Origin of the sequence: Oceanobacillus damuensis (assembly GCF_001618145.1) — a bacterium.
Lineage (GTDB): Bacteria > Bacillota > Bacilli > Bacillales > Amphibacillaceae > Oceanobacillus > Oceanobacillus damuensis.
Window position 1 is genome coordinate 145405 of sequence record NZ_LQNF01000009.1, and the last position, 22888, is coordinate 168292.

The 22888-nt window shown below is 38.7% G+C and carries 21 protein-coding genes; all 21 read left to right on the plus strand.

The window, feature by feature from the left end; genetic code table 11:
• Positions 1-310: 310 nt before the first annotated feature.
• Entirely contained in the window at positions 311-592 is a 282-nt protein-coding gene (gene yqfC, locus A4245_RS08915; protein ID WP_067727376.1) for a sporulation protein YqfC, read from the plus strand.
• 21 nt (positions 593-613) lie between these two features.
• Positions 614-1834: a sporulation protein YqfD gene (gene yqfD / locus A4245_RS08920; protein WP_067727377.1), complete on the plus strand. Its 1221-nt coding sequence runs from the start codon at positions 614-616 to the stop codon at positions 1832-1834.
• Positions 1835-1836: 2 nt separating this feature from the next.
• Entirely contained in the window at positions 1837-2796 is a 960-nt protein-coding gene (locus A4245_RS08925) for a PhoH family protein (RefSeq protein WP_067727378.1), read from the plus strand.
• Positions 2797-3164: 368 nt separating this feature from the next.
• Positions 3165-5306: an HD family phosphohydrolase gene (locus A4245_RS08930; protein WP_067727379.1), complete on the plus strand. Its 2142-nt coding sequence runs from the start codon at positions 3165-3167 to the stop codon at positions 5304-5306.
• Complete coding sequence (gene ybeY / locus A4245_RS08935; protein ID WP_067727380.1) at positions 5307-5771, plus strand: rRNA maturation RNase YbeY; 465 nt, start codon at positions 5307-5309, stop codon at positions 5769-5771.
• The gene (locus A4245_RS08940) at positions 5749-6117 is read left to right on the plus strand and encodes a diacylglycerol kinase family protein (protein ID WP_084268736.1); all 369 of its coding nucleotides are present in this window, start codon (positions 5749-5751) and stop codon (positions 6115-6117) included. The genes ybeY and A4245_RS08940 overlap by 23 nt, the downstream gene beginning before the upstream one ends.
• A 310-nt stretch (positions 6118-6427) precedes the next feature.
• Positions 6428-7336: a GTPase Era gene (gene era, locus A4245_RS08945; protein WP_067727382.1), complete on the plus strand. Its 909-nt coding sequence runs from the start codon at positions 6428-6430 to the stop codon at positions 7334-7336.
• Between the two features lie 97 nt (positions 7337-7433).
• Positions 7434-7580, plus strand: coding sequence for a YqzL family protein (locus tag A4245_RS19665; protein WP_084268737.1), 147 nt, complete (start codon positions 7434-7436; stop codon positions 7578-7580).
• Positions 7581-7625: 45 nt separating this feature from the next.
• On the plus strand, positions 7626-8369 hold the full coding sequence (gene recO, locus A4245_RS08950; protein WP_067727400.1) for a DNA repair protein RecO: 744 nt from the start codon (positions 7626-7628) through the stop codon (positions 8367-8369).
• A 984-nt stretch (positions 8370-9353) separates the two neighbouring features.
• On the plus strand, positions 9354-10232 hold the full coding sequence (gene glyQ, locus A4245_RS08955) for a glycine--tRNA ligase subunit alpha (protein WP_067727383.1): 879 nt from the start codon (positions 9354-9356) through the stop codon (positions 10230-10232).
• Positions 10233-12320: a glycine--tRNA ligase subunit beta gene (gene glyS, locus A4245_RS08960; protein WP_067727384.1), complete on the plus strand. Its 2088-nt coding sequence runs from the start codon at positions 10233-10235 to the stop codon at positions 12318-12320. It begins immediately after the preceding gene.
• Between the two features lie 188 nt (positions 12321-12508).
• On the plus strand, positions 12509-13168 hold the full coding sequence (locus A4245_RS08965; RefSeq protein ID WP_067727385.1) for a transcriptional regulator CcpN: 660 nt from the start codon (positions 12509-12511) through the stop codon (positions 13166-13168).
• Positions 13169-13209: 41 nt separating this feature from the next.
• Positions 13210-14022, plus strand: coding sequence for a pyruvate, water dikinase regulatory protein (locus A4245_RS08970; RefSeq protein ID WP_067727386.1), 813 nt, complete (start codon positions 13210-13212; stop codon positions 14020-14022).
• Positions 14023-14471: 449 nt separating this feature from the next.
• Positions 14472-16286, plus strand: coding sequence for a DNA primase (gene dnaG, locus A4245_RS08975; protein WP_067727387.1), 1815 nt, complete (start codon positions 14472-14474; stop codon positions 16284-16286).
• A 31-nt stretch (positions 16287-16317) separates the two neighbouring features.
• On the plus strand, positions 16318-17433 hold the full coding sequence (rpoD, locus tag A4245_RS08980; RefSeq protein ID WP_067727388.1) for an RNA polymerase sigma factor RpoD: 1116 nt from the start codon (positions 16318-16320) through the stop codon (positions 17431-17433).
• An 86-nt stretch (positions 17434-17519) separates the two neighbouring features.
• The gene (locus A4245_RS08985; protein WP_067727389.1) at positions 17520-18077 is read left to right on the plus strand and encodes a hypothetical protein; all 558 of its coding nucleotides are present in this window, start codon (positions 17520-17522) and stop codon (positions 18075-18077) included.
• Positions 18078-18161: 84 nt separating this feature from the next.
• Positions 18162-18545, plus strand: coding sequence for a cytochrome c550 (gene cccA, locus A4245_RS08990; protein ID WP_067727390.1), 384 nt, complete (start codon positions 18162-18164; stop codon positions 18543-18545).
• Between the two features lie 164 nt (positions 18546-18709).
• Complete coding sequence (locus tag A4245_RS08995; RefSeq protein ID WP_324609852.1) at positions 18710-19435, plus strand: tRNA (adenine(22)-N(1))-methyltransferase; 726 nt, start codon at positions 18710-18712, stop codon at positions 19433-19435.
• Positions 19413-20531, plus strand: coding sequence for a Nif3-like dinuclear metal center hexameric protein (locus tag A4245_RS09000; RefSeq protein WP_067727392.1), 1119 nt, complete (start codon positions 19413-19415; stop codon positions 20529-20531). Before A4245_RS08995 ends, A4245_RS09000 begins: the two co-directional genes overlap by 23 nt.
• 21 nt (positions 20532-20552) lie before the next feature.
• On the plus strand, positions 20553-21866 hold the full coding sequence (locus A4245_RS09005; protein ID WP_067727393.1) for a DEAD/DEAH box helicase: 1314 nt from the start codon (positions 20553-20555) through the stop codon (positions 21864-21866).
• A 41-nt stretch (positions 21867-21907) separates the two neighbouring features.
• The gene (locus A4245_RS09010; protein WP_067727394.1) at positions 21908-22801 is read left to right on the plus strand and encodes a deoxyribonuclease IV; all 894 of its coding nucleotides are present in this window, start codon (positions 21908-21910) and stop codon (positions 22799-22801) included.
• The last annotated feature ends 87 nt before the right edge of the window (positions 22802-22888 follow it).

The window sequence follows — 22888 nt, forward strand, 5'->3', positions numbered from 1 at the left end:
AAATGCGTAGCATGAAGGGGCTCACCAGCCGCCTTAGGATGCGCGCAGTGTATTTCCCCGAGCGGTAGCCGGAGCTTCTCATCCCGCGTCGCATTTTATATCAACTCTTATGGTTATAGAGCCGAAACACTAAAAGAGATTTTACAGGATTACTTCGGTTAAATAATGTCCAGATTGATTTTTGTTTTCCTTCCTCGCACACCCTCCAATTTGCAGTCTTTCAATTCCAATCGTTAAATTGGTAAAATCACCAATTCTGTTCTTATATTGTCTCCCCATTCATACATATCTATGTGAGGGGGGATCATCATTGGCTAATTGGCAACAACGTTTGCGTTCCTTATTAATTGAACAATTCTCTCTTCCTTCTGATGTTATTCTCGAGATGCCACGGATAACGATTATAGGGCATATTCATATTTATATTGAAAATCATCAGGGGTTGGCAACTTATTCTGATAATGAACTGAAGTTAAAAATAAACAAAGGTTATGTTCAAATTAAAGGTTCTTCCTTTGTTTTAAAGATGATGTTACCAAAAGAGATTTTGCTGGAAGGCACTATCTCTGAAGTGAAGTTCTTAATGAATTGAGCTATTTTTAAGGAGGATGCTATGAAATATAGAAATGGAACTGTTCGCGCCACAGGATATGTAACCATCTTAGTTAAAGGCACTGCTCCTGAGTTGTTTTTTCAAAAATGTGCAAGCGAAGGCATCATGGTCTGGGATGTAAAGAAGTTAGACAAAGATGCTTGTGAAGGAAAAATAAAACTATCTGACATACAAAAGATGAAACAGATCAGAAGGAAAACAATCTATAAAGTATCATTTACAGGGAGAAACGGTTATCCATTCTTAATGAAACGATTTTTCAGAAAGAAACCTTTAGTTATCGGGTTAATGATTAGCTTTCTATTTTTCCTGTTTCTCTCAAACATAATCTGGGAAGTGAAAATTACTGGTGTACCGAGAGATATTGAAGAAAAAATAGACAAGCAGTTAAGCAGCTATGGCGTTCACCCAGGTGCATGGCTCTTTTCAATTGATACTCCGACAGAAATACAGCAAAGATTAATTAATGACATTCCTGAACTTCTCTGGGCAGGGGTAGACCAAAAAGGGACAACCTTTTACCTTGAGGGTGTAGAAAAAATAATTGTTCAGGAAGCAGATCCTGAACAGCCAAGAAACCTTGTCGCATCAAAAAAAGGGGTCATTACTAAAATGTATGTATCCAAAGGGACCCCAATGGTAAAAGTAAATGATTATGTTGAACCTGGAGATATACTAGTTTCAGGGGTTTTAGGAAATACAGACGAAAGTGAAGATGAAGATGAAAATAATAAAAGAATAGAGCCCATAGCTGCCGAGGCCGAAGTTACTGCAAATACTTGGTATGAAGTTTCCTTAACCGTACCATTACAATACAATTATGAAAGACTGACAGGGAATTCCAAAAAGAAATTCTTTTTAAAGACGGGAGCATTCCAGTTTCCTATCTGGGGATTTAAAGACCCTCCCTATCAGGACGTTCATAGAGATATAAAAGAAAATAAAATTAACTTCCTGAAATGGGAGCTTCCGGTTTCCGTTATTGAAACGGTATTAAGTGAGAAGGAATATATTCAGGCTGAAAGGTCAAAGGAAGAGGCAATTAAAGCAGGTATGGAACAAGCGGTTATTCAGCTGAAGCATGAATTAGGACCTGATGCGGAAATATTGTCAGAAAAAGTTTTGCATGAAACTATAGAGCGTGGTAAAGTTAACTTAAACATATATGTTTCTGTAGAAGAAAATATAGTAAAGCAAGAACCATTAAATCAAGGAGATTGATTATGTCAGGTAGCCTAACTGAAATTGATTTGCAATTAACAGGTACGAATGAAGCGCTTGCTTTATTCGGAACAAATGATAAGAACCTTAAACAGCTTGAATCCCAATTGGAAGTTTCTATAGTATCCAGAGGGGAAGCGGTCAGTGTTTCCGGAACTGAGGAATCCGTTTCTCTTGTGCAGGAAATTCTCCTGACACTGCTGTCGGTTATTAGAAAAGGTCAATCCATTTCTGAAAGAGACGTTGTATATGCAGTAGATTTAGCGAAAAAGGGAAAAATCAACCAATTGGAAACGCTTTTTGAGGATGAAATAACAAAAAATGCCAAAGGGAAATCTATCCGGGTAAAAACACTTGGACAAAAAAGTTATATTCATGCTATTAAATCCAATGATCTCGTATTTGGAATAGGACCAGCAGGCACTGGTAAAACCTATTTGGCGGTAGTCATGGCTGTACATGCTTTAAAGAATGGGATGGTCAAACGAATCATCCTTACCCGTCCAGCTGTTGAAGCTGGGGAAAGCCTCGGATTTTTACCTGGTGATCTTAAGGAAAAAGTGGATCCATATTTAAGACCATTATACGATGCCCTTCATGACGTTTTGGGGGTAGAGCATACGTTACGCCTGATTGAACGTGAAACAATCGAAATAGCTCCTTTGGCTTATATGCGAGGGAGAACGTTGGATGACGCATTTGTTATTTTGGATGAAGCACAAAATACAACACCGGCCCAAATGAAAATGTTTCTAACCCGCTTAGGATTTGGATCAAAAATGATTATTACAGGTGATATTACTCAGATTGACCTTCCTAAAGGGGTGAAATCTGGTTTGAATGTCGCCCATCAGCTGCTAAGCACCGTGGAAGGAATATCCTTTATTCACCTAAATCAGACTGATGTAGTGAGACACCCGTTGGTTCAACGTATTATAGCAGCATATGAAATTGACAAGTAAAGAAGAAGAAAAGAGGAGGAACTGCTCAGAAACTCAATGCTAGCAAGGGACTGGAAAGCGCATGGTTTTCGCGCTTGGAATGTCCAGTGCTTATGACAGGAGTTTCTAGGAACCGGAGCTGGACGAACAAAAGCGCAGGTGACTGTTTAGAAACGCATGCATAAGCAAGGGACTGGAAAGCGCATGGTTTTCGCGCTTGGAATGTCCATTGCTTATGACAGGAGTTTCTAGGAACCGGAGCTGGACGTGGCTGTTTTTGTATGAGAGTTAATTGCTGCCAAAATTTATGCATTCTTATTTTTTGAAGTAAGACCCTGAAAGACGGGTCTTATTTCTTTATAACTGTTACAAACAGTGGGGTGATGCAAATGATTGATAGATTAAAAAGAATCTTTGAATCAAACAAGGATAGACATAGTTGGATCTTTATCTTATTGCCAGTAGCATTATTAGGTATTTTCTTCTTTTTTATTACCCTTAACAATGTACATACAGAAACTTATGATATAGAGCGTTTTAGCAATGCCAGTGCAACAATCCGTTCTCCGATTACGATTGAAAACGAAAAAGAAACTGAACGCAAAACAAGAGAAACCGTACAGTCCGTCCAGGATAGGTATAATATATCCAACGAAATCACCAATGAACAAATCAGTTTTATTGAAGAAATATTCGACGCCATTATAAAAATGGGAGAAGAGCCTGCAATAAATGACGTTGAAACCGGTGAGGAAGAAACATCCGACCAGTTAACAGATCAGGAAAAAGTCACAGATTTAAAAAAAGTTTTATCGGAAGAAATTAATGAATCGGTTGAAGATAATACTCTTATTGAATTAATGAAATTTTCTCCAGAGGAACTCGAAGATGCCCGAGCTATATTTATAACATCTTTGGAAGAAACGTTAAATAATGGTGTTCGGACAGAGAATCTGCAAACTGCCGGAACAAATGTAAGACAAACCATCGATTTTTCCTCTCTGGACCAATCACTGAAAGAGCCATTAAATGAACTTATTGAATTCGCGGTAACAGAAAACTCTTTCTTTGATTACGAAAAAACATCAGAAGCACGCAAAGAAGCAGCTGCAAGCGTTGATCCTGTTCTCATTCGTGCTGGTGAGGTAATTGTTAGAGAGGGGCAGCCAATCACAAACGAAGTATATGAAGAACTTGAACTTGTCGGCTTGTTGGACGATGAAAGGAATATTTTTCCTTTAATTGGACTTTCGCTCCTGATTATTTTAATTTGTAGTTTAATAGGATTGGAGATGTACCGAACGGCAAGAGAGAATGAATGGAATTATGGAAAAATCATGGTGATTTTCATTATCAGTATAATTGTCGTATCATTAATGAAAATCATCAGCCTATATACCACCCAGTCAAATCACCTATTCTTTGTTACACCGATTGCTACAGGTGTTCTGCTTGTTAAAATATTAATAAATGAGCGGCTGGCAATCGTACTCGCTGCCTTGTATTCCATTCTCGGAAGTGTCATATTTAATGGGCAGATTGCAGGTGCATTAAATGTGGAAGCTGGGATATACTTTCTCATTTCACAGCTTACCGGGATCATTTTCCTGATAAACTTGAAAGACAGATTGGCAATCCTAAAAGTGGGTGTTGGTATAGCGGCTGTAAATATTATCACTGTTTTACTATTTTTATTTCTATCTTTTGAAAAATATTCATGGATTGATTTATTTATCCATTCAAGCTTCGGTCTCGTTTCCGCTTTCCTTGCAGCAGTACTTACAATCGGGCTGCTGCCGTTTTTCGAGACTACACTAGGCATTCTGTCGGATGTAAAGTTACTGCAGCTTTCAAACCCGAACCAGCCATTAATGAAAAAACTTTTGACGGAAGCCCCCGGGACATATCATCATTCGGTTATGGTGGCAAATATAAGTGAGACGGCGTGCGAGGCAATTGGTGCAAATGGTCTGTTGGCACGTGTGGGCGCATACTATCATGATATCGGAAAAACGGTTCGTCCACATTATTTTATTGAAAATCAGGTATCTATGCGAAACCCCCATGACTTCATAGACCCGAAAGAAAGTGCGGAAATCATTATAAGCCATCCTTACGACGGAGCAGAAATGCTAAAGAAACATAAGCTTCCAAAAGAAATTATCGATATTGCAATGCAGCATCATGCGACATCTTTATTACAGTTTTTTTATTATAAAGCAACAGAGAATAATGGAAACGTAAAGGAAGCCGATTTCAGATATCCGGGACCAAACCCCCAGACAAAGGAGGCTGCGATCATTTGTGTATGTGATTCGGTGGAGGCAGCCGTACGTTCTCTGAAGGAGCCGACCGAAGAAAAGATTGAGGCAATTGTCGCCTCGATTATTAAAGATAAAGTCGCTGATGGACAATTGGATGAAAGTCCTTTAACATTAAAGGAGCTAAATATCATTCAGAGTGCTATATGTGAATCGCTTAAAGGTATTTTTCACTCAAGAATACAATATCCGATGAAGGAGGCTAATTGAATGTATATTGACTTTCATGATAATACGAATTCTGTACCGACCGATTATATTGACCTGATTCAACGATTACTGAATTTCGCCGCAAAAAAAGAAGGAATAACAAGTGAAGCTGAAATGTCCGTTAATTTTGTTGACAATAAAGAGATTCAGGAGCTTAATCGGAATTACAGACAAAAGGACACACCAACAGATGTAATCTCTTTTGCAATGCAGGAATCTGTTGAAGGTGAACTGGAAATCGTTGGTGAAGATATGCCTCTGACTCTGGGTGATATCGTCATTTCAGTTGATAAGGCTAAAGAACAAGCTATGGAATACGGCCACACAGACGAAAGAGAACTTGCATTTCTTACTGTTCATGGCTTTCTTCATTTACTGGGATATGATCATATGAATAAGGCAGATGAGGAAAAAATGTTTAAAAGACAGGAAGAAATTTTAGGTGAGTTCGGAATTGAAAGATAAACGAAAAGGTATTGGATTTTCCTATGCTTGGAATGGTATCAAAGAAATTGCAAAAACGGAACATAATTTCAGGATTCATTTAGCCGCGACCATTGCTACAGTTTTAGCGGGATTCGTCTTTCGCCTGTCGAATGTCGAATGGGCGATAGTTACTTTGGCTATAGGGCTTGTTCTAATGGCTGAAGTAACGAATAGTGCTATTGAAAAAACGATTGATTATCTGAAGCCAGAAATTCATCCAAGTGCCAAAGTGATCAAAGATATTGCGGCGGGGGCAGTGCTGATTAGTGCTGTCATCGCATTCATCGTCGGTTTGCTCATTTTCTTTCCGAAATTGCTCGGTTAGCATATTTTAAAAGCCCTGTGTCGAAAGGGCTTTTTGTTGTTCACAAACATACTTCCTTCAGCTAATAAGAGTGTATTCCATTTCCCCCTTAATTAATAAGATAAAAATAATAAAGTAAGCTAACCAGGCATTTTTTCACTGCAAGAAACGGCTGTTTAATGAAATAGACAGCCATTAGTTTTATATTTTTGTATATGTGGTAAGTTAGAAAAAAAGGTATTCTTTTTAAAGGTTTTGTCGATTAAGTGAAAGCGTGCATTATTTGTAGTATTATATAAAATATAAAAGAAAATGTCTCGGAGGACACAATATGAACTCAAACAGTACATTCAAATCAGGATTTATAACCATTATCGGGAGACCAAATGTTGGCAAGTCAACATTTATGAATCGTGTCATAGGTCAAAAAATTGCAATTATGAGCGATAAAGCCCAAACTACGAGAAATAAAATACAAGGTGTTCTCACAACAGAGGATGCACAGATAGTCTTTATTGATACTCCAGGTATTCATAAGCCGAAACACCGACTCGGTGATTTTATGGTCAATATTGCCGAGAATACGCTAAATGAAGTGGATGCCGTTTTATTTATGATTAATGCCAAAGAAGGCTACGGAAGAGGAGATCAGTATATCATTGATCTGTTGCAGAAGGTTAAAAGCCCTGTCTTTCTGATTATAAACAAAATTGATCTTATCCATCCGGAAGAAGTATTTGCTTTAATTGAACAATATAGGCAAAAACTTGAATTTCAGGAGATCATTCCAATTTCAGCTCTAGAAGGCAATAATGTAGACCACTTAGTAGATGTTTTAAAAGGTCATTTGCCTGAAGGCCCGCAGTATTATCCAGCTGATCAGGTAACAGATCACCCGGAGCGGTTTGTAATTTCTGAATTGATCAGAGAAAAGGTACTGCATTTGACGAAGGAAGAAGTTCCACATTCCATTGCAGTAGTAATTGAAAATATAGAAAAAAGAGAGCAGGATAAATTATTAATCCAAGCAATAATCGTTACGGAACGAAGCACCCAAAAAGGTATTCTGATCGGTAAACAGGGAAGCATGCTGAAAAATATTGGCAGAAATGCCCGTAAAGACATTGAGGCGTTACTTGGTTCGAAAGTATATTTGGAGCTTTGGATAAAGGTGAAGAAAGATTGGAGAAACAAACAGAGTCAGCTGCATGAACTTGGATTTCGCAATGATGAATATTAAAGTTGGTAATTTTTTATACTTATGATATTCAGCATATGAGCCACTCTAATTACTGAGTTACATTTTCAGGTCAAATTAAAGAAAGGTGGGGTTTCTTGTGATAGAACTAACGTGGAAAGTATTTAGTCAGACAGGAAACATTGAAACCTATTTATTAATGAAAGAGTTGGAAGATGCAACATATAATCAGGAGCAAGGCCAGGCTGATCCGGAAGAAATCTCTTCGCTGGATGCAAAAATATAATTGAAATACGTTCATCTTGGAATGGGGAAGAAAGGTGAAACGGTTGTGTTGGAAAAAATTGACGGTTTTATTATAAAAACACAGGACTATGGTGAGACACATAAAATTGTTACGATATTCAGTAAGAAAATAGGCAAATTTACAGCACTTGCAAGAGGAGCAAAAAAAACAAAGAGCAGAATGGCTGCTGTTACGCAGCCGTTCATCCATGCTCAGTTATTCATTTATCTCAACAGCGGTCTAAGCACAATCCAACAAGGCGAAATCATTGACTCTTTCCGCGCAGTGAGGGAAGATATTATAAAGACTTCCTATGCAGCTTACATTACGGAACTGACAGATAAGCTGCTGGATTCCAAATTGCCGGATCCATATCTGTATGATCAATTCCATCAAACGTTGACATGGATTGCAGAAAATGAAGATGCAGCCATTCCGATTTTGATGTATGAGTTGAAACTATTTGAAAAAGGCGGGTTCGCGCCAACTGTTGACCGCTGTACAAATTGCGGTAATCGAAACACACCATATGCATTTTCCATATCTGAAGGTGGGATGCTTTGTATAAAATGTCGCCATCTTGATGAAAATGCTGTAGGTCTGTCCGATTCACTAGCTAAACTGCTTCATATTTTTTCAGCTGTCGGTCTTGAGAGAGTCGGCTCCATTTCTGTCAAACCAGAAAATAAAAAAACACTTCGGCAATTGCTGAACATGTATTATGACCAATATGGCGGTTTTCATCTGAAATCAAGGAAGTTTTTGGAACAGCTCGATCGTTTAAAGTAGTTGTTTATTGACATATTCAGATGGATAAAGTATTATTTTTACATATTTCAAAATTAAATAATGAACTGTGACGATGGAGAAGAGTACCAGTCAATTTTCTTTCAAAAGCGAGTCTGGGATAGTGAAAGCCGGATGAAAGGAATCCTGGGAAGGGAGCTCCGGAGCAATCATAATAAAGTGGCTTTTATCATGAGCAAATAGGGTGGAACCGCGGCAAAAACCGTCCCTATGTCTATCTGCAGGTAGACATAGGGACGGTTTTTGTCTTCTAACAGATTGGGCCTGCAGTTAATCGTTCCACCGACACAATATATGTAAACTGCGAAGTAACTACTATTTGCGTTAGAACTGTGGGCACTAACGATGGAAGCGAGTTACTGCGGCTACCGCGCGGGAAAATACACTGCGCGCATCCTAAGGCGGCTGGTGAGCCCCTTCATGCTAGTGCATTTCAGTGTCTCACCTATGCCTCTCTTCCCGTAGGACAAGGAAAGCTGCGGCAGCACTACATCGCACGCAGAAAATGCGGATGCATTTTCAAGGAGTCTCCGTGTATTTCCCCGAGCTGGATAGAAGATTGCTGCATTTACTGTACTTGCAACAGTTAATGGGGACGGAGGAATCTTTTTGTTATAAAAAATAGCTGATGCACTGAAAGTAAATCAAATGTATTGATTTTTCATGCACAGATTTTTTTGTGAATTTCCGTATCAGCATCCCGTATACACGTAGACTCCAGCGGGAGGAAAGGCATCGGTGAGACCCCGCAGTGCGATAGCACGAGGAGGGCTCACCAGCCGCCCGCGGAAAGCGGAGTGTATACGGGCTGCGGTTGCCGAAGTAACATGCTTCCATTACCAGGTTAGAGACCCAACATACAAGTTACTTCACAGTTTATATCAACTACGATAAATATAAAAAAACAAAACTTACGAACAGAGCCTTTATGTATTACAAAAAAATTGTTATGAAGGAGAGCATGAAATGAATATCCAGGAAATGATTTTAACACTTCAAAAACACTGGTCTGAAGAAAATTGTATACTCATGCAAGCGTACGATACAGAAAAGGGAGCAGGGACAATGTCACCAATGACATTGCTCCGCAGTTTGGGACCAGAGCCTTGGAATGTTGCATATGTGGAACCTTCCAGAAGGCCGGCCGATGGGCGTTATGGCGAAAATCCAAACCGTCTGTATCAGCACCATCAATTTCAGGTGATCATGAAGCCATCTCCAGATAACATACAAGAACTTTATTTAGAATCCCTAAAAAAACTGGGTATTGATCCGCTTGCACATGATATCCGTTTCGTGGAAGATAATTGGGAAAACCCGACATTAGGTGCAGCAGGACTAGGCTGGGAAGTTTGGCTCGATGGTATGGAAATAACACAGTTCACTTATTTCCAGCAAATTGGTGGTCTTGAAGCAAATCCAGTGACAGTGGAAATTACCTATGGCATCGAACGTCTGGCATCATATATTCAGGATAAGGAAAATGTGTTTGAACTGGAATGGAATAACGGTGTAACAGTGAGAGATATATTTTACCAGCCTGAATATGAACATTCTAAATATACGTTTGAAGAATCGAATACGGAAATGCTTTTTCAATTATTCTCCATGTATGAGGAAGAAGCAAGGGCGACGATGGAAAAAGGTCTGGTGTTCCCGGCATATGACTATGTATTGAAATGTTCGCATACATTTAATCTGCTGGATGCAAAAGGAGTCATTTCGGTAACTGAACGTACAGGGTACATATCGCGCATCCGTAATTTGGCAAGAAGTATTGCAAAAATATATGTTGCCGAAAGAGAGAAGCTGGGATTTCCAATGCTTCAAAAGGAGGAAAATTAAATGGCTAAGGATGTTTTAATTGAAATCGGACTTGAGGAGCTGCCGGCAAGATTCATTGATGATGCAGAAAAGCAGCTTTTAAGTAAAGCGACAAAATGGTTGGAAGAACAAAGAATATCTTTTGATTCCGTAACCTCCTTCTCTACACCAAGACGCTTGGCGGTTAAGATCAGTAATATAGCTGAATATCAAACTACAATTGAGGAGGAAGCGAAAGGCCCTGCAGAAAAAATAGCCAAAGATGAAAATGGTGAATGGACGAAAGCTGCCATTGGTTTTACGAAAGGTCAGGGTAAAACTCCGGATGATATCTATACAAAAGAAATAAAAGGGATTTCCTATATCTTTGTAAAGAAACATATAGATGGAAAGCCTGTGTCTGACTTGCTTCCTGAATTTAAAGGAATTATTGAATCAATTCAATTCGGCAAGAACATGCGATGGGCGTCTGAAACACTCCGTTACGCACGTCCAATCCGCTGGCTCGTTGCATTATATGGAAATGATGCAATTCCCTTTGAAATCACGGGTGTTCAAACAGCCAACAAAACCGTTGGACATCGCTTTCTTGGGAAGGAAATCACATTAAATGATCCATCAGAATATGAATCATCGCTGGCTGAAAACTATGTCGTCGTCAATTCCAAAGAACGTGAAAAATTAATTTTAAAAGGCATTGAAGCTCTTGAGAAGGAGAATGGTTTCAAGATTCCGGTCGATGCCGACCTGCTTGCAGAAGTACGAAATCTGGTGGAATATCCTACTGTATTTATGGGTTCATTTGAAGACAAATTCCTTCATTTACCAGCTGAAGTATTAATTACGTCAATGAAAGAGCATCAACGTTATTTCCCGGTAATTACAAAAGATGGTGATTTACTTCCACATTTTATTGGAGTCAGAAATGGCGATGACCATCACCTAGGTACCGTTGCAAGGGGTAATGAAAAGGTGCTGAGGGCAAGACTGTCTGACGGAGAATTTTTCTTTGAAGAAGATAAAAAACAGTCTATATCCTATTATCAGGAAAAGCTTGATCGTGTCGTATTCCAGGAGAAGCTTGGTACAATCAGTGACAAAGTAAAACGTATCATCGCAATAACTGAAAGTATTACAGACTTATTAGAATTAGAAGAATCAGCAAAGAAAAAGGCATTAAGGGCAGCGGAAATCAGCAAATTTGATTTAATGACCAATATGGTAAATGAATTCACTGAACTTCAAGGTGTGATTGGTGAAAAATATGCTGTCCACTTCGGAGAAGACGCAGATGTGGCACAAGCAATCAGAGAACATTACTTACCGAAGCAGGCCAATGGAGATCTTCCCGATACACTCATTGGTGCGATTGTAAGCATCGCTGACAAGGTGGATACGATTGTTGGTTGTATTTCAGTGGGATTAATCCCAACCGGATCCCAGGATCCTTATGGACTGCGCAGACAGGCTGCAGGAATACTAAGAATAATGGAAAACAGAAAATGGGACGTTTCTTTGGAAGAAATTTTAGATGCTGCACTTTCGGTCTATCAGCAAACACAAATTGAACAGCATAGCAATGAAGAAGTACAGAAAGAGCTGAATGAATTTTTCAGACATCGTGCTGTATTCCTGCTTAAGGAAATGGATATTGCACAGGATGTCATTCATGCTGTTTTACATGCGGAGGTTGGCAGATTTGATTATACAATTTCAAAAGCAAAAATACTTGCCGATAAACGAAATGATGAGTCATTTAAACCGGTACAGGAAGCATTGACAAGGGTGCTTAACCTGTCTGATAAAGCAGGTGACACAGATTCAATCACACCAGAACGGTTTGTAACCGATACGGAAAAAGAATTATTCGAGAAATACCGTTCGGCGAAAAAAGATTTCCCAGCCTATAACCAGGTAAAGGCGGCAGACGATGCTTTGTCTTCTCTGGCCGAATTGGCGGAACCGATACATGAATTCTTTGAAAACAATATGGTCATGACGGATGATATAAAAATACGTGCGAATCGTCTTGGATTGATCCATGAATTATCCTTAATGATTAAGGATTTTGCGGATTTTAGAATCATTGAATGGAAACAGCAATTTTAATTTGAAGGTGTTTTATGAAATGCTTAACAGAATCTGTATCTCCCAATGCGGTCGCCAAATTACGTCGCAACTTATACAAGTTCATGCATCTAATAGCAACCACTTTCGAAAAAAACCTAATTTAAAAATAATTAGTATAACATACTTTCCCTTTTTACTATATAATTAGTATTATATTTTGAAATTGTATGGCATATTGTTTTACGGGTGGTGAAAAGGTGGAATTAAGTAAAAGACAAGAACAGATTATAGAAATAGTAAAAGGAAATGGACCGATTACCGGTGAAAACATAGCTGATCAATTAAATCTTACCAGAGCAACCTTGCGACCGGATCTAGCTATTTTGACAATGGCAGGATTCCTCGATGCGAGGCCGCGTGTCGGTTATTTTTTTACAGGTAAAACGGGTTCGGAACTGTTGACAGAGAAAATCAGGAAATTCAAGGTACAGGAATTTCAGCAGGTCCCAATTGTAGTAAAAGAAAGTGTCTCTGTCTATGATGCAATATCAATGATGTTTCTTGAGGATGTTGGTACATTATTTGTAGTAGATGATCAATCATGTCTGACTGGTGTGCTTTCCCGTAAAGATTTACTGCGGGCCAGCATCGGCCAGCAGAATTTAAATTCAGTACCGGTCCATATTATAATGACCCGAATGCCAAATATAACTGTTTGTCGAAGGGAAGATTTACTGATTGAGGCTGCACAGAAATTAATAACGAAACAAATCGATGGTCTTCCGGTGGTAAAAGATACAGAAGCGGGTTTGGAAATCGTGGGAAGAATAACAAAAACGACAATGACAAAAGTCCTTGTGGAGTTAACAACAGACGAACAAGTGTAGCATTTGAAGCAATAACAAAGGGATGGAGAGGGGTTTGGAAAATGAGTGATCAACCAACTGTTTATGTATTATCTGACTCTGTCGGTGAAACTGCTGAATTAGTAGTCAAAGCGGGGCTTAGTCAGTTCAGAATCGGTGATTATAAAATCCAGCGGGTCCCATACGTGGAAGATAAAGAGACAATTGACGAGTTTCTTCAAATCGCAAAAGAGAAGAAAGGTATGATTGGTTTCACGTTGGTCGACCCCGAATTAAGAACCTACTTAAACGAGCAATCAAAAAGTATGGATGTGGAAGCTATCGATATTATGGGTCCGACAATGGATGCCATGGAGAGAGTATTCAATAAAAGTCCCCGGCTTGAGGCTGGACTTATCCATAAATTGGATGATGATTACTTTAAAAAGATCGAAGCAATCGAATTTGCTGTAAAATATGATGATGGGAGAGACACACGGGGGATTGCAAGGGCAGACATTATACTAATCGGAGTTTCCCGTACATCTAAAACCCCACTGTCACAGTATCTGGCACATAAACGAATTAAGGTGGCAAATGTTCCGATTGTTCCTGAAGTGGATCCACCTGAAGAACTGATGGTTGTCGATCCATCTAAATGTATCGGCTTACGGATTACTGCAGAGAAGTTGAATGGCATCCGAAAAGAAAGACTTAAAGCTCTTGGGCTCGGTGATCAGGCTACATATGCCAATATGGAAAGAATACAACAAGAACTTGAATATTTTAATAAGGTCGTTGATAAGATCGGTTGTCCGGTAATTGATGTATCGAACAAGGCAGTGGAAGAAACTGCAAATCTTATCATGCGCATGATGCAAAAGAAACAAATCTAATGGAATTTTCTAAGCATAAGCTCTTTTCAAGAAAACTATAACGTTCTGTGCCACTATGGGCAGAATATTTTCTTTTATAAAGAAAATAAAAACATATTGATAGCTATATTAAAAGAAATGTACTATAATAAATTTTTGTGTAATATTTATGTTTAAAAACACAATAATAGGCTATTCTGAAAAATAAAACATTCATAATAAAGAAGGATTCCTGCATGTTTATGTAGAATTAAACCATATAGCAATTTAATAAGTAACTGCTTTCTTTATTATTTGGTTTATAATTCGACTGGTGGAGGTACAATGGTAACTAAATATGGATAATAATAGCCTTCTTAGAATGACTTAGCATATAGAGGGTAATTTTTTTCGGAGTTTTAGAAAAAAATGTCGAAACGTGAAGGATTTTTTAAATTCATCACGAATATTAGTATAGTATGGTGGTTACTATGGCCAATCAAATACCTGAAGAGTTTATTGAAGAAATAAGAAAGTCCAATGATATTGTCGATATCATTGGTGAATACGTTCAGCTGAAAAAGCAGGGCAGAAACTATTTTGGACTATGTCCATTTCATGGTGAAAAAACCCCTTCCTTTTCTGTAACACAGGAAAAACAGATCTTTCATTGTTTTGGATGTGGAAAAGGCGGGAATGTAATAACATTTATGATGGAAATGGAAAGCTTTTCCTTTTATGAAGCTGTAAAGTTTCTTGCTGATAAAAGCGGGTTTACACTACCTGACACAGGGATTAAAAAAGAATCTTCCATGTCTGAAGAAAGTCAAAGCGTTCTGTCTGCCAATGACTGGTTAACGAAATTATATCATCATTTAATAAGGTATACAAAAGATGGTAAAGAAGGTTATCAGTATCTGAAAGACAGGGGAATCGGCGATGAAGCAATTGATGCCTTCCAATTGGGATTCGCTCCTAATGTGAAGGATTTCGTGGCTGAATTTCTTACAAAAAAGGGGTTTCATCAACAGCTGTTAATCAAGGCAGGAATATTATCTCAGCAAAATGATAATGCTGTGACGGACCGTTTCAGGGGAAGAGTTATATTTCCAATCAGAAATCATATTGGTAAAACAGTTGCTTTTGGCGGCAGGTCGATTACAAATCAGGAACCAAAATATCTAAATAGTCCAGAGAGTGAACTATTTCATAAGGGAAAACTGCTGTATAATTTTGATCTGGCTAAAAAACATATCCGGAAAGAAAATGAAGTTATCTTATTTGAAGGATATATGGATGTAATTTCTGCTTACCAGGCCGGGGTCAAGAATGTTGTCGCTACACTGGGCACCTCATTGACTGAACCACAGGCGAAGCTTTTGAATCGTTACGTGGAAACGGTTATCATATGCTACGATGGGGATATGGCTGGACTTGATGCAACATACAAAGCAGCTAATTTATTAAAGAAAGTCGGCTGCTCGATTAAAGTGGCAAACCTTGACAATGATATGGATCCTGACAGTTTCATTCAAAAAAATGGCCCAGAAGCATTCAAGGATAAAGTAATAAAAGCAAGTGATACGTACATGAGTTTTTATATGCGATACCTGAAAAAAGATTTTAACCTGAATGTAGAAGGGGATCGCATCAAGTATATTGAATATGTATTGAAAGAACTGGCAATGATTGAGAGTTCCATTGAAAGGGAATATTATCTTAAAGAGCTGAGCAATGAATATCATATCTCAATCGAAACCATGACATCAGAAATACATGAATACAGGAAAAAACGGGGAATACCTAAGGATAATCAGCAAAAGAACAGATATACTAATAAGCATACGATCTCACAACGCAGTAAAAAATTGCTTCCAGCTTTTTATAATGCTGAAAAAAAACTTATTTCCTATATGCTTCAAGATTCTTACATTACGGATAAGGTACAGGAGGAATTGGGTGCCGGTTTCAATGTGGATGCACATAAAATTATTGCAACCCACTTGTATGGGTTTTATGAGGAAGGACATTCATCAGACATTAGTTTGTTTATCGAAAGGCTGAATGACGACCAATTAAAGCAGCAAGTAGTTGAAATGGCAATGATTCCTGAACTTGGTAATATCAGTGACAGGGAAATTAATGATTATATCCGCATCATCAAAAATGAATCAAATGATTCCATGAATATAAAAACACTGAAGGAACAGCAGAAACTTGCCGAACAGCAAAATGATCCTTTAAAAGCCGCACAAATTGCGATGCAAATTATCGAAATTCAAAAACATTTGAGAAATACGAACTAAATCACTATTTAGACTGGAAGGAGGGGGACTCATGGCCGAAAATAAGCCTTCGCAAACAAAAGATAATGAACTGTCATTGGAACAAGCAAAGGAAAAATTGGTGGAAATGGGTAAAAAACGTGGTACATTAGCCTATGAAGAGGTGGCAGACCGTCTATCCAATTTTGAAATCGAATCCGATAAAATGGATGAATTTTATGAGCACCTGGAAGAACAGGGTGTAGATGTAATAGGCGAATCGGAAGATGACCCCAACATGCAAAAGATTGCAAAAGAAGAAGAATTTAATCTGAATGATTTAAGTGTACCACTGGGGATTAAAATTAATGATCCTGTGCGCATGTACTTGAAAGAAATCGGACGAGTGAATTTACTGTCCGCTGCTGAGGAAATCGAACTGGCATCCCGTATTGAAGAAGGGGATGAAGAAGCTAAACGCCGCCTTGCCGAGGCAAACTTGCGACTTGTTGTAAGTATTGCCAAGCGATATGTCGGCCGTGGTATGTTATTCCTTGATTTAATTCAGGAAGGTAACATGGGACTTATCAAGGCTGTTGAAAAATTCGACTATCGTAAAGGGTTTAAATTCAGTACGTATGCCACATGGTGGATCAGACAGGCGATAACGCGTGCAATTGCCGACCAGGCAAGAACGATTCGTATTCCTGTACACATGGTGGAAACAATCAACAAACTTATTCGGGTTCAACGATCACTATTGCAGGATTTAGGGCGTGAACCTACACCGGAAGAAATCGGTGAAGAAATGGAATTAAGCCCAGATAAAGTGCGCGATATTTTGAAAATTGCCCAGGAACCAGTTTCACTAGAGACACCTATTGGCGAGGAAGACGATTCCCATCTCGGAGATTTCATTGAGGACCAGGAAGCTGTATCACCATCTGATCATGCAGCATATGAATTGCTGAAGGAGCAGCTTGAAGATGTGCTCGATACCTTGACAGATCGGGAAGAAAATGTATTACGCCTTCGTTTCGGTCTTGATGATGGGCGAACCAGAACGCTTGAGGAAGTAGGAAAAGTGTTTGGGGTTACGAGAGAACGTATTCGCCAGATTGAAGCAAAAGCACTTCGTAAACTTAGACACCCCAGCCGCAGCAAACGTTTAAAAGACTTTTTGGATTGATAGGCAGTCATTGTTCGCATTGTTGTGGATAATGACTTTCCCTGTTATATTTATTTGATCATAAGGCCTGTATTGGGGTGAAAAACATGGCGGCTGACAGAATCGCTGTAATTATAAATGAAATTAAGTATTGGAAGGAACACAGGCTGCTTCCTGAAACGTATTGCGATTTTCTTTTGGCCCTCTATACAAAAGGTGAAGCGGTAGAGGAAGATGATAAACAAGCAACTTCCAGGATCAGATGGACACCGTTAGGTATAATCCATATATGCTTATCAATAGCCGTGATACCGTTTTCATTCCTTGTATTATATTTTACTGAATTTCATACCGTTTTGCAACTAGGGATTTTATCGCTTTTCTGGGTATATACCGTATGGCTTTATTTTTACTTCCCTAAGAAGGGATATGACGATGTACAGTTGCCTTTATATGTTTCATTGCTAATGCTATTGTTGATCACTGCAACGAGCAGCACTGTTTTATCGACCAGCAACTTTTTTCATACAGCGATAATCCTGTCCAATTTTGTACTGTGGTTTTACGTGAGTATAGTAAAAAAATATAGAATACTGCAGTTCATAAGTGTAATTTTTGTCATTTTCACCTTATCTTATTTTATTTTTACAAATTTAACAGCTTAATCCTTTAAAATTATTCAAAATTCGAGTAAACTATATATAGTATTTTATAGATTTAATTAGGGGATTACATAAGGAGGAAACACAATGAGAAAAAACCCGGTTGTACCATATGCAATCATTGCAGTATTAGGGATACTTACAGTAGTTATCATTTCAATTGTTGGAATTAATCAGCGCGCAGACATACAACAGGCTGGAGATGGCAGTGGTGAACAAACAGAAGAAACACAAGAGGGCGAAACAGCAGGTGGAGACGCAGATGCTGTTTATCAATCTAACTGTGCTGCATGCCATGGTGCAGACTTATCTGGTGGAGCAGGCCCAGATCTGACTCAGGTAGGCTCCAAATATTCTTCAGATGAAATTGCAGACATCATTCAAAACGGAACTGGTTCAATGCCACCACAAGACCAGGTTGCCGGCGAAGAACTTTCTGCCCTCTCAGAGTGGCTGAGTGAACAACAATAATATTAATATGTAACAGGTATTCAAAGTCTAGCTTTCTGCGAAAAACAGAAAGCTTTTCTTTTTTAGCAGGTAAGAAGCATGAAACTGTCTAATCTGCCATAAGTCCAATGAGGCATTTGCCGAAAAGCTGCCGATGCCAAGCTTTCTAAAAGGAGAACATGATGATGAACAAATTAAAACTGTCAAATCGACTATTGGAAGTAGCTTCATATATTCCTGAAGGAGCTTATTTTGCGGATATTGGCTCCGATCATGCCTATTTGCCTTGTCATGTATGTCTGAAAGATCCAACTGCAAAAGCGATAGCAGGGGAAATAAACGAGGGGCCATTTAATAGTGCGCAACATACTGTCGACCTTTATAAACTTGGACAACAAATTGAGGTAAGACTCGGAAATGGGCTGGAGGTACTTAAAGATAAAGAAGTTAATCATATCGTGATTGCAGGTATGGGCGGTTCCTTAATTAAAACAATTCTTGACGAGGGAAAATCAAAATTGTCTACCGTAGAGCGAATTATTGCTCAGCCAAATGTAGATGCTAGAAATGTCAGAAGATGGTTCTTTGAAAACAATTTCACATTAACGAAGGAAGTCATTTTAGAAGAAAATGATCATATTTATGAAATTATTGTTGCAGAAAGGAATAACGGAGATAGTCTTTATTCTGATGAGCACTTCGAAAAAGAATTGTTATTCGGGCCGCTGCTTTTGAAACAAAAGACGTCTGTATTCCTGAAAAAATGGAAACTGGAGCATGAGAAACTAGGGAGAGCAATAGCGCAAATGAATAACGCAACCGCACCCGACAACGTAAAGATGGAACGATTCAAAAAGGAATTAGCTTGGATGGAGGAGGTATTGAAGGATGAATGGAAAAGTCCTGAATAACTCAGATATATTCGGTATCATGGAAAACTGGGCTCCCCAAAGCATGGCCTATGACTGGGATAACGTAGGCTTGCAACTCGGTTCATATAGTAAGTCAGTTAAAAAAATTATGATTACACTAGATGTAACCGAGTCAGTAGTAGACGAAGCGATCGAACAAGGTGCAGATCTGATTATCGCGCACCATCCATTATTATTCAAACCGGTGAAACAGATTAATATAGATACCGCTCAAGGGAAAATCATCCAAAAATTAATAACTAATGAAATCACCGTTTATGCTTCCCACACCAATCTGGATGCTGCAGATGGCGGTGTGAACGACATGTTAAGTGAACTGCTGGGCTTGCAATCAAGAAAAGTTCTCATAGAAACTGAAAGTGAGCAATTGTATAAACTTGCTGTCTATGTACCTGTGTCGCATGAAAATGTGGTTAGAGAAGCTTTAAGTAAGGGCAGAGCGGGGCACATCGGAAATTACAGTCATTGTACATTCCAGACAGAAGGCCAGGGTACTTTCAAACCTCTTGAGGGGACAAATCCATTTATCGGATCAAAAAATCAGCTTGAATATGTTAATGAAGTTAAAGTAGAAACGATTGTTCAGCAGACTTATCTTCAGAATGTGATAAATCACATGATTGATGCACATCCTTATGAAGAAGCAGCCTACGATATATACCCACTGATTAATGAAGGAAAAAAATACGGAATTGGAAGAATAGGGACCTTGAAAACTCCGGCAAAACTGAGAGCACTTTGTGATTATGTAAAAACCGCGTTTGATGTTCCAGCAGTTCGCGTTACAGGTGATCTCGATAAACCAGTAAAAACAGTAGCTGTTCTCGGTGGGAGCGGGGAAAAATATATCCATGCTGCAAAGCGAAGCGGTGCAGATGTGTATATTACGGGAGATATGTCATTCCATATTGCTCAAGAAGCAGAACAAATCGGCCTTTCAGTAATAGACCCTGGTCATTATATAGAGAAAGTGATGAAAAAAGCGACGAAGGAATATTTGCAGCAGCAGCTGAAACAGGAAAAAATTGAAATTACAATCTCCAAATCGAACACCGAACCATTCAAATTTTTGTAAACAAAAAGGAGTAATGCATACATGAAAAACAATAACTTCGATCATTTCGCTTTTCATCCATTATTACAGGATATTATTGAAAAACTTGGATTTAAGAAGCCCACAGAAATACAGGAAAAAGTAATTCCTGGAATATTGAAAGGACAGAGCGTCATTGGGCAATCACGAACAGGATCAGGAAAAACCCATGCTTATTTGCTGCCTTTGTTCAATAAGATAGACAGTTCAAAACAGGAAGTACAGTTTGTAATCACTGCTCCAACAAGAGAGTTGGCAACACAAATACATGATGAAGTAAGAAAGATGATTCACTATGCAGAAAAAGATGGTAAATGGATAGCCAAGCTGCTAGTTGGGGGCACAGATAAGCAGAAAATGATGGATAAATTAAAAACACCCCCACATATTGTTGTCGGAACCCCTGGAAGGATTTTGGATCTGGTCAAAGAAGATGCGTTATCCATATACTCAGCCACTTCCTTTGTTATAGACGAAGCGGATCTGATGCTTGATCTAGGATTTATTAATGAGGTGGACCAGCTCCTTGTACGGTCAAAAAAAGATATACAGCTAATGGTATTTTCAGCAACAATTCCACAACGATTACAGCATTTTTTCAAGAAGTATTTGGAAAATCCTATATATGTTAAAATTGATGAGCATTTTTCTCCTGAAACAATGGAGCATAGACTCATTGCACGCAAGCATAGAGACGAAGCGGACATCATTATGGACATTTCCAAAGTCATTCAGCCTTATCTTGCGATTATTTTTACAAACGGTAAAAAACAGGCTAACGAATTGGCTAAGGGTTTACAGGAAAGAGGTCTGGATGCTGGTCTGATCCATGGCGGCCTGACACCGAGGGAACGTAAGCGCGTATTAAAAGAGATCCAGGGTCTTCGCTATCAATATGTTGTAGCCACAGATTTGGCCGCGCGTGGAATCGATATTAAAGGTGTAAGCCATGTAATCAACGCTCAGATTCCAAAAGAAGAGGAATTTTATATTCATCGTGTAGGAAGAACTGCCAGAGCAGGTATGGAAGGTACTGCAATCAGTATATATGATGAATCCGATTTAAAATTGGTCGATAAACTCGAACAAAAAGGACTTACGTTTTCGTATGTGGAAGTAAAAAATGGAGAATGGAAAGAAGCCAAACCATGGAACGAACGTCATTTGCGGACAAAGACTACTACAAATGTGGAAAGAGAAGCATGGAAGCAGGTTTCGAAAACAAAAAAAGTAAAACCTGGCTACAAAAAGAAAATGAAAAGACAGCAAGAGTCCATAAAACGGAGATTGAACAAGAAATCAAAATACAGTAAATAGAGAGAAGCAAGGTATATTTATTACAGGGAGAGGTGTAGCAATTGTTGAAATTAGGATCTCACGTATCGATGAATGGGAAGAATATGCTGCTTGGTTCCAGTGAAGAAGCCATTTCTTATGGAGCAAACACTTTTATGATCTATACGGGAGCACCCCAGAATACGAGAAGAAAGCCAATTGAGGAATTAAATATCATGGCAGGGAGAGAACATATGGAAATGAACGGTATATCAGACATTATCGTTCATGCACCATATATTATAAATATTGGGAATTCAGTCAAACCCGAAACCTTTGAACTTGGGGTAAATTTCTTAAGGAATGAGATTGACCGAACAGAGGCACTTGGTGCAAGACAGATTGTCCTTCATCCAGGTGCACACGTTGGTGAAGGTTCAGCGGCTGGAATCAAAAAAATTATCGAGGGATTAAACGAAGTACTCGTAAAAGACAGTGGAGTACAAATTGCTCTTGAAACAATGGCAGGTAAAGGCTCAGAAGTTGGACGAACGTTTGAAGAACTGGCAGAAATATTTGATGGTGTAACACATAATGAGAATCTGTCCGTCTGTATGGATACATGCCATATCCATGATGCAGGGTATGATGTAATAAACGATTTTGACGGGGTATTAAATGAATTCGATAAAATTATTGGTGTAGACAGAATTAAAGTCGTCCATGTCAATGACAGCAAAAATGAACGTGGTGCACATAAAGACCGACATGAAAATATAGGTTTAGGACACATCGGGTTCAAAGCACTTCACTATGTTGTCCATCATCCACAATTGCAGCAATTACCTAAAATATTGGAAACTCCTTTTGTTGGAACAGATAAAAAGAACAAAAAAGCCCCTTATAAGTTTGAAATCGAGATGATTAAGGAAGGCAGTTTCAACGAAAATTTAAAAGAAAAAATCATGGATGCCTAAACGGGAGAGAGAGGAATAACATTGTTATTCCTCAGCTTGTAGAGAAAGTAGGTGTTTTTCTCTACAAGTTTTTTTTGTAAAGATATT

What these genes read in the sequence shown, in the direction of transcription:
- era (WP_067727382.1), top strand. Translation starts at nt 6,428, where the DNA reads ATGAACTCAAACAGTACATTCAAATCAGGATTTATAACCATTATCGGG.
- A4245_RS09000 (WP_067727392.1), top strand. Translation starts at nt 19,413, where the DNA reads ATGAATGGAAAAGTCCTGAATAACTCAGATATATTCGGTATCATGGAA.
- A4245_RS08970 (WP_067727386.1), top strand. Translation starts at nt 13,210, where the DNA reads ATGAGTGATCAACCAACTGTTTATGTATTATCTGACTCTGTCGGTGAA.
- glyS (WP_067727384.1), top strand. Translation starts at nt 10,233, where the DNA reads ATGGCTAAGGATGTTTTAATTGAAATCGGACTTGAGGAGCTGCCGGCA.
- A4245_RS09005 (WP_067727393.1), top strand. Translation starts at nt 20,553, where the DNA reads ATGAAAAACAATAACTTCGATCATTTCGCTTTTCATCCATTATTACAG.
- A4245_RS08965 (WP_067727385.1), top strand. Translation starts at nt 12,509, where the DNA reads ATGGCATATTGTTTTACGGGTGGTGAAAAGGTGGAATTAAGTAAAAGA.
- A4245_RS08995 (WP_324609852.1), top strand. Translation starts at nt 18,710, where the DNA reads ATGAACAAATTAAAACTGTCAAATCGACTATTGGAAGTAGCTTCATAT.
- yqfD (WP_067727377.1), top strand. Translation starts at nt 614, where the DNA reads ATGAAATATAGAAATGGAACTGTTCGCGCCACAGGATATGTAACCATC.
- A4245_RS08925 (WP_067727378.1), top strand. Translation starts at nt 1,837, where the DNA reads ATGTCAGGTAGCCTAACTGAAATTGATTTGCAATTAACAGGTACGAAT.
- ybeY (WP_067727380.1), top strand. Translation starts at nt 5,307, where the DNA reads ATGTATATTGACTTTCATGATAATACGAATTCTGTACCGACCGATTAT.
- cccA (WP_067727390.1), top strand. Translation starts at nt 18,162, where the DNA reads ATGAGAAAAAACCCGGTTGTACCATATGCAATCATTGCAGTATTAGGG.
- A4245_RS08930 (WP_067727379.1), top strand. Translation starts at nt 3,165, where the DNA reads ATGATTGATAGATTAAAAAGAATCTTTGAATCAAACAAGGATAGACAT.
- A4245_RS08985 (WP_067727389.1), top strand. Translation starts at nt 17,520, where the DNA reads ATGGCGGCTGACAGAATCGCTGTAATTATAAATGAAATTAAGTATTGG.
- dnaG (WP_067727387.1), top strand. Translation starts at nt 14,472, where the DNA reads ATGGCCAATCAAATACCTGAAGAGTTTATTGAAGAAATAAGAAAGTCC.
- rpoD (WP_067727388.1), top strand. Translation starts at nt 16,318, where the DNA reads ATGGCCGAAAATAAGCCTTCGCAAACAAAAGATAATGAACTGTCATTG.
- glyQ (WP_067727383.1), top strand. Translation starts at nt 9,354, where the DNA reads ATGAATATCCAGGAAATGATTTTAACACTTCAAAAACACTGGTCTGAA.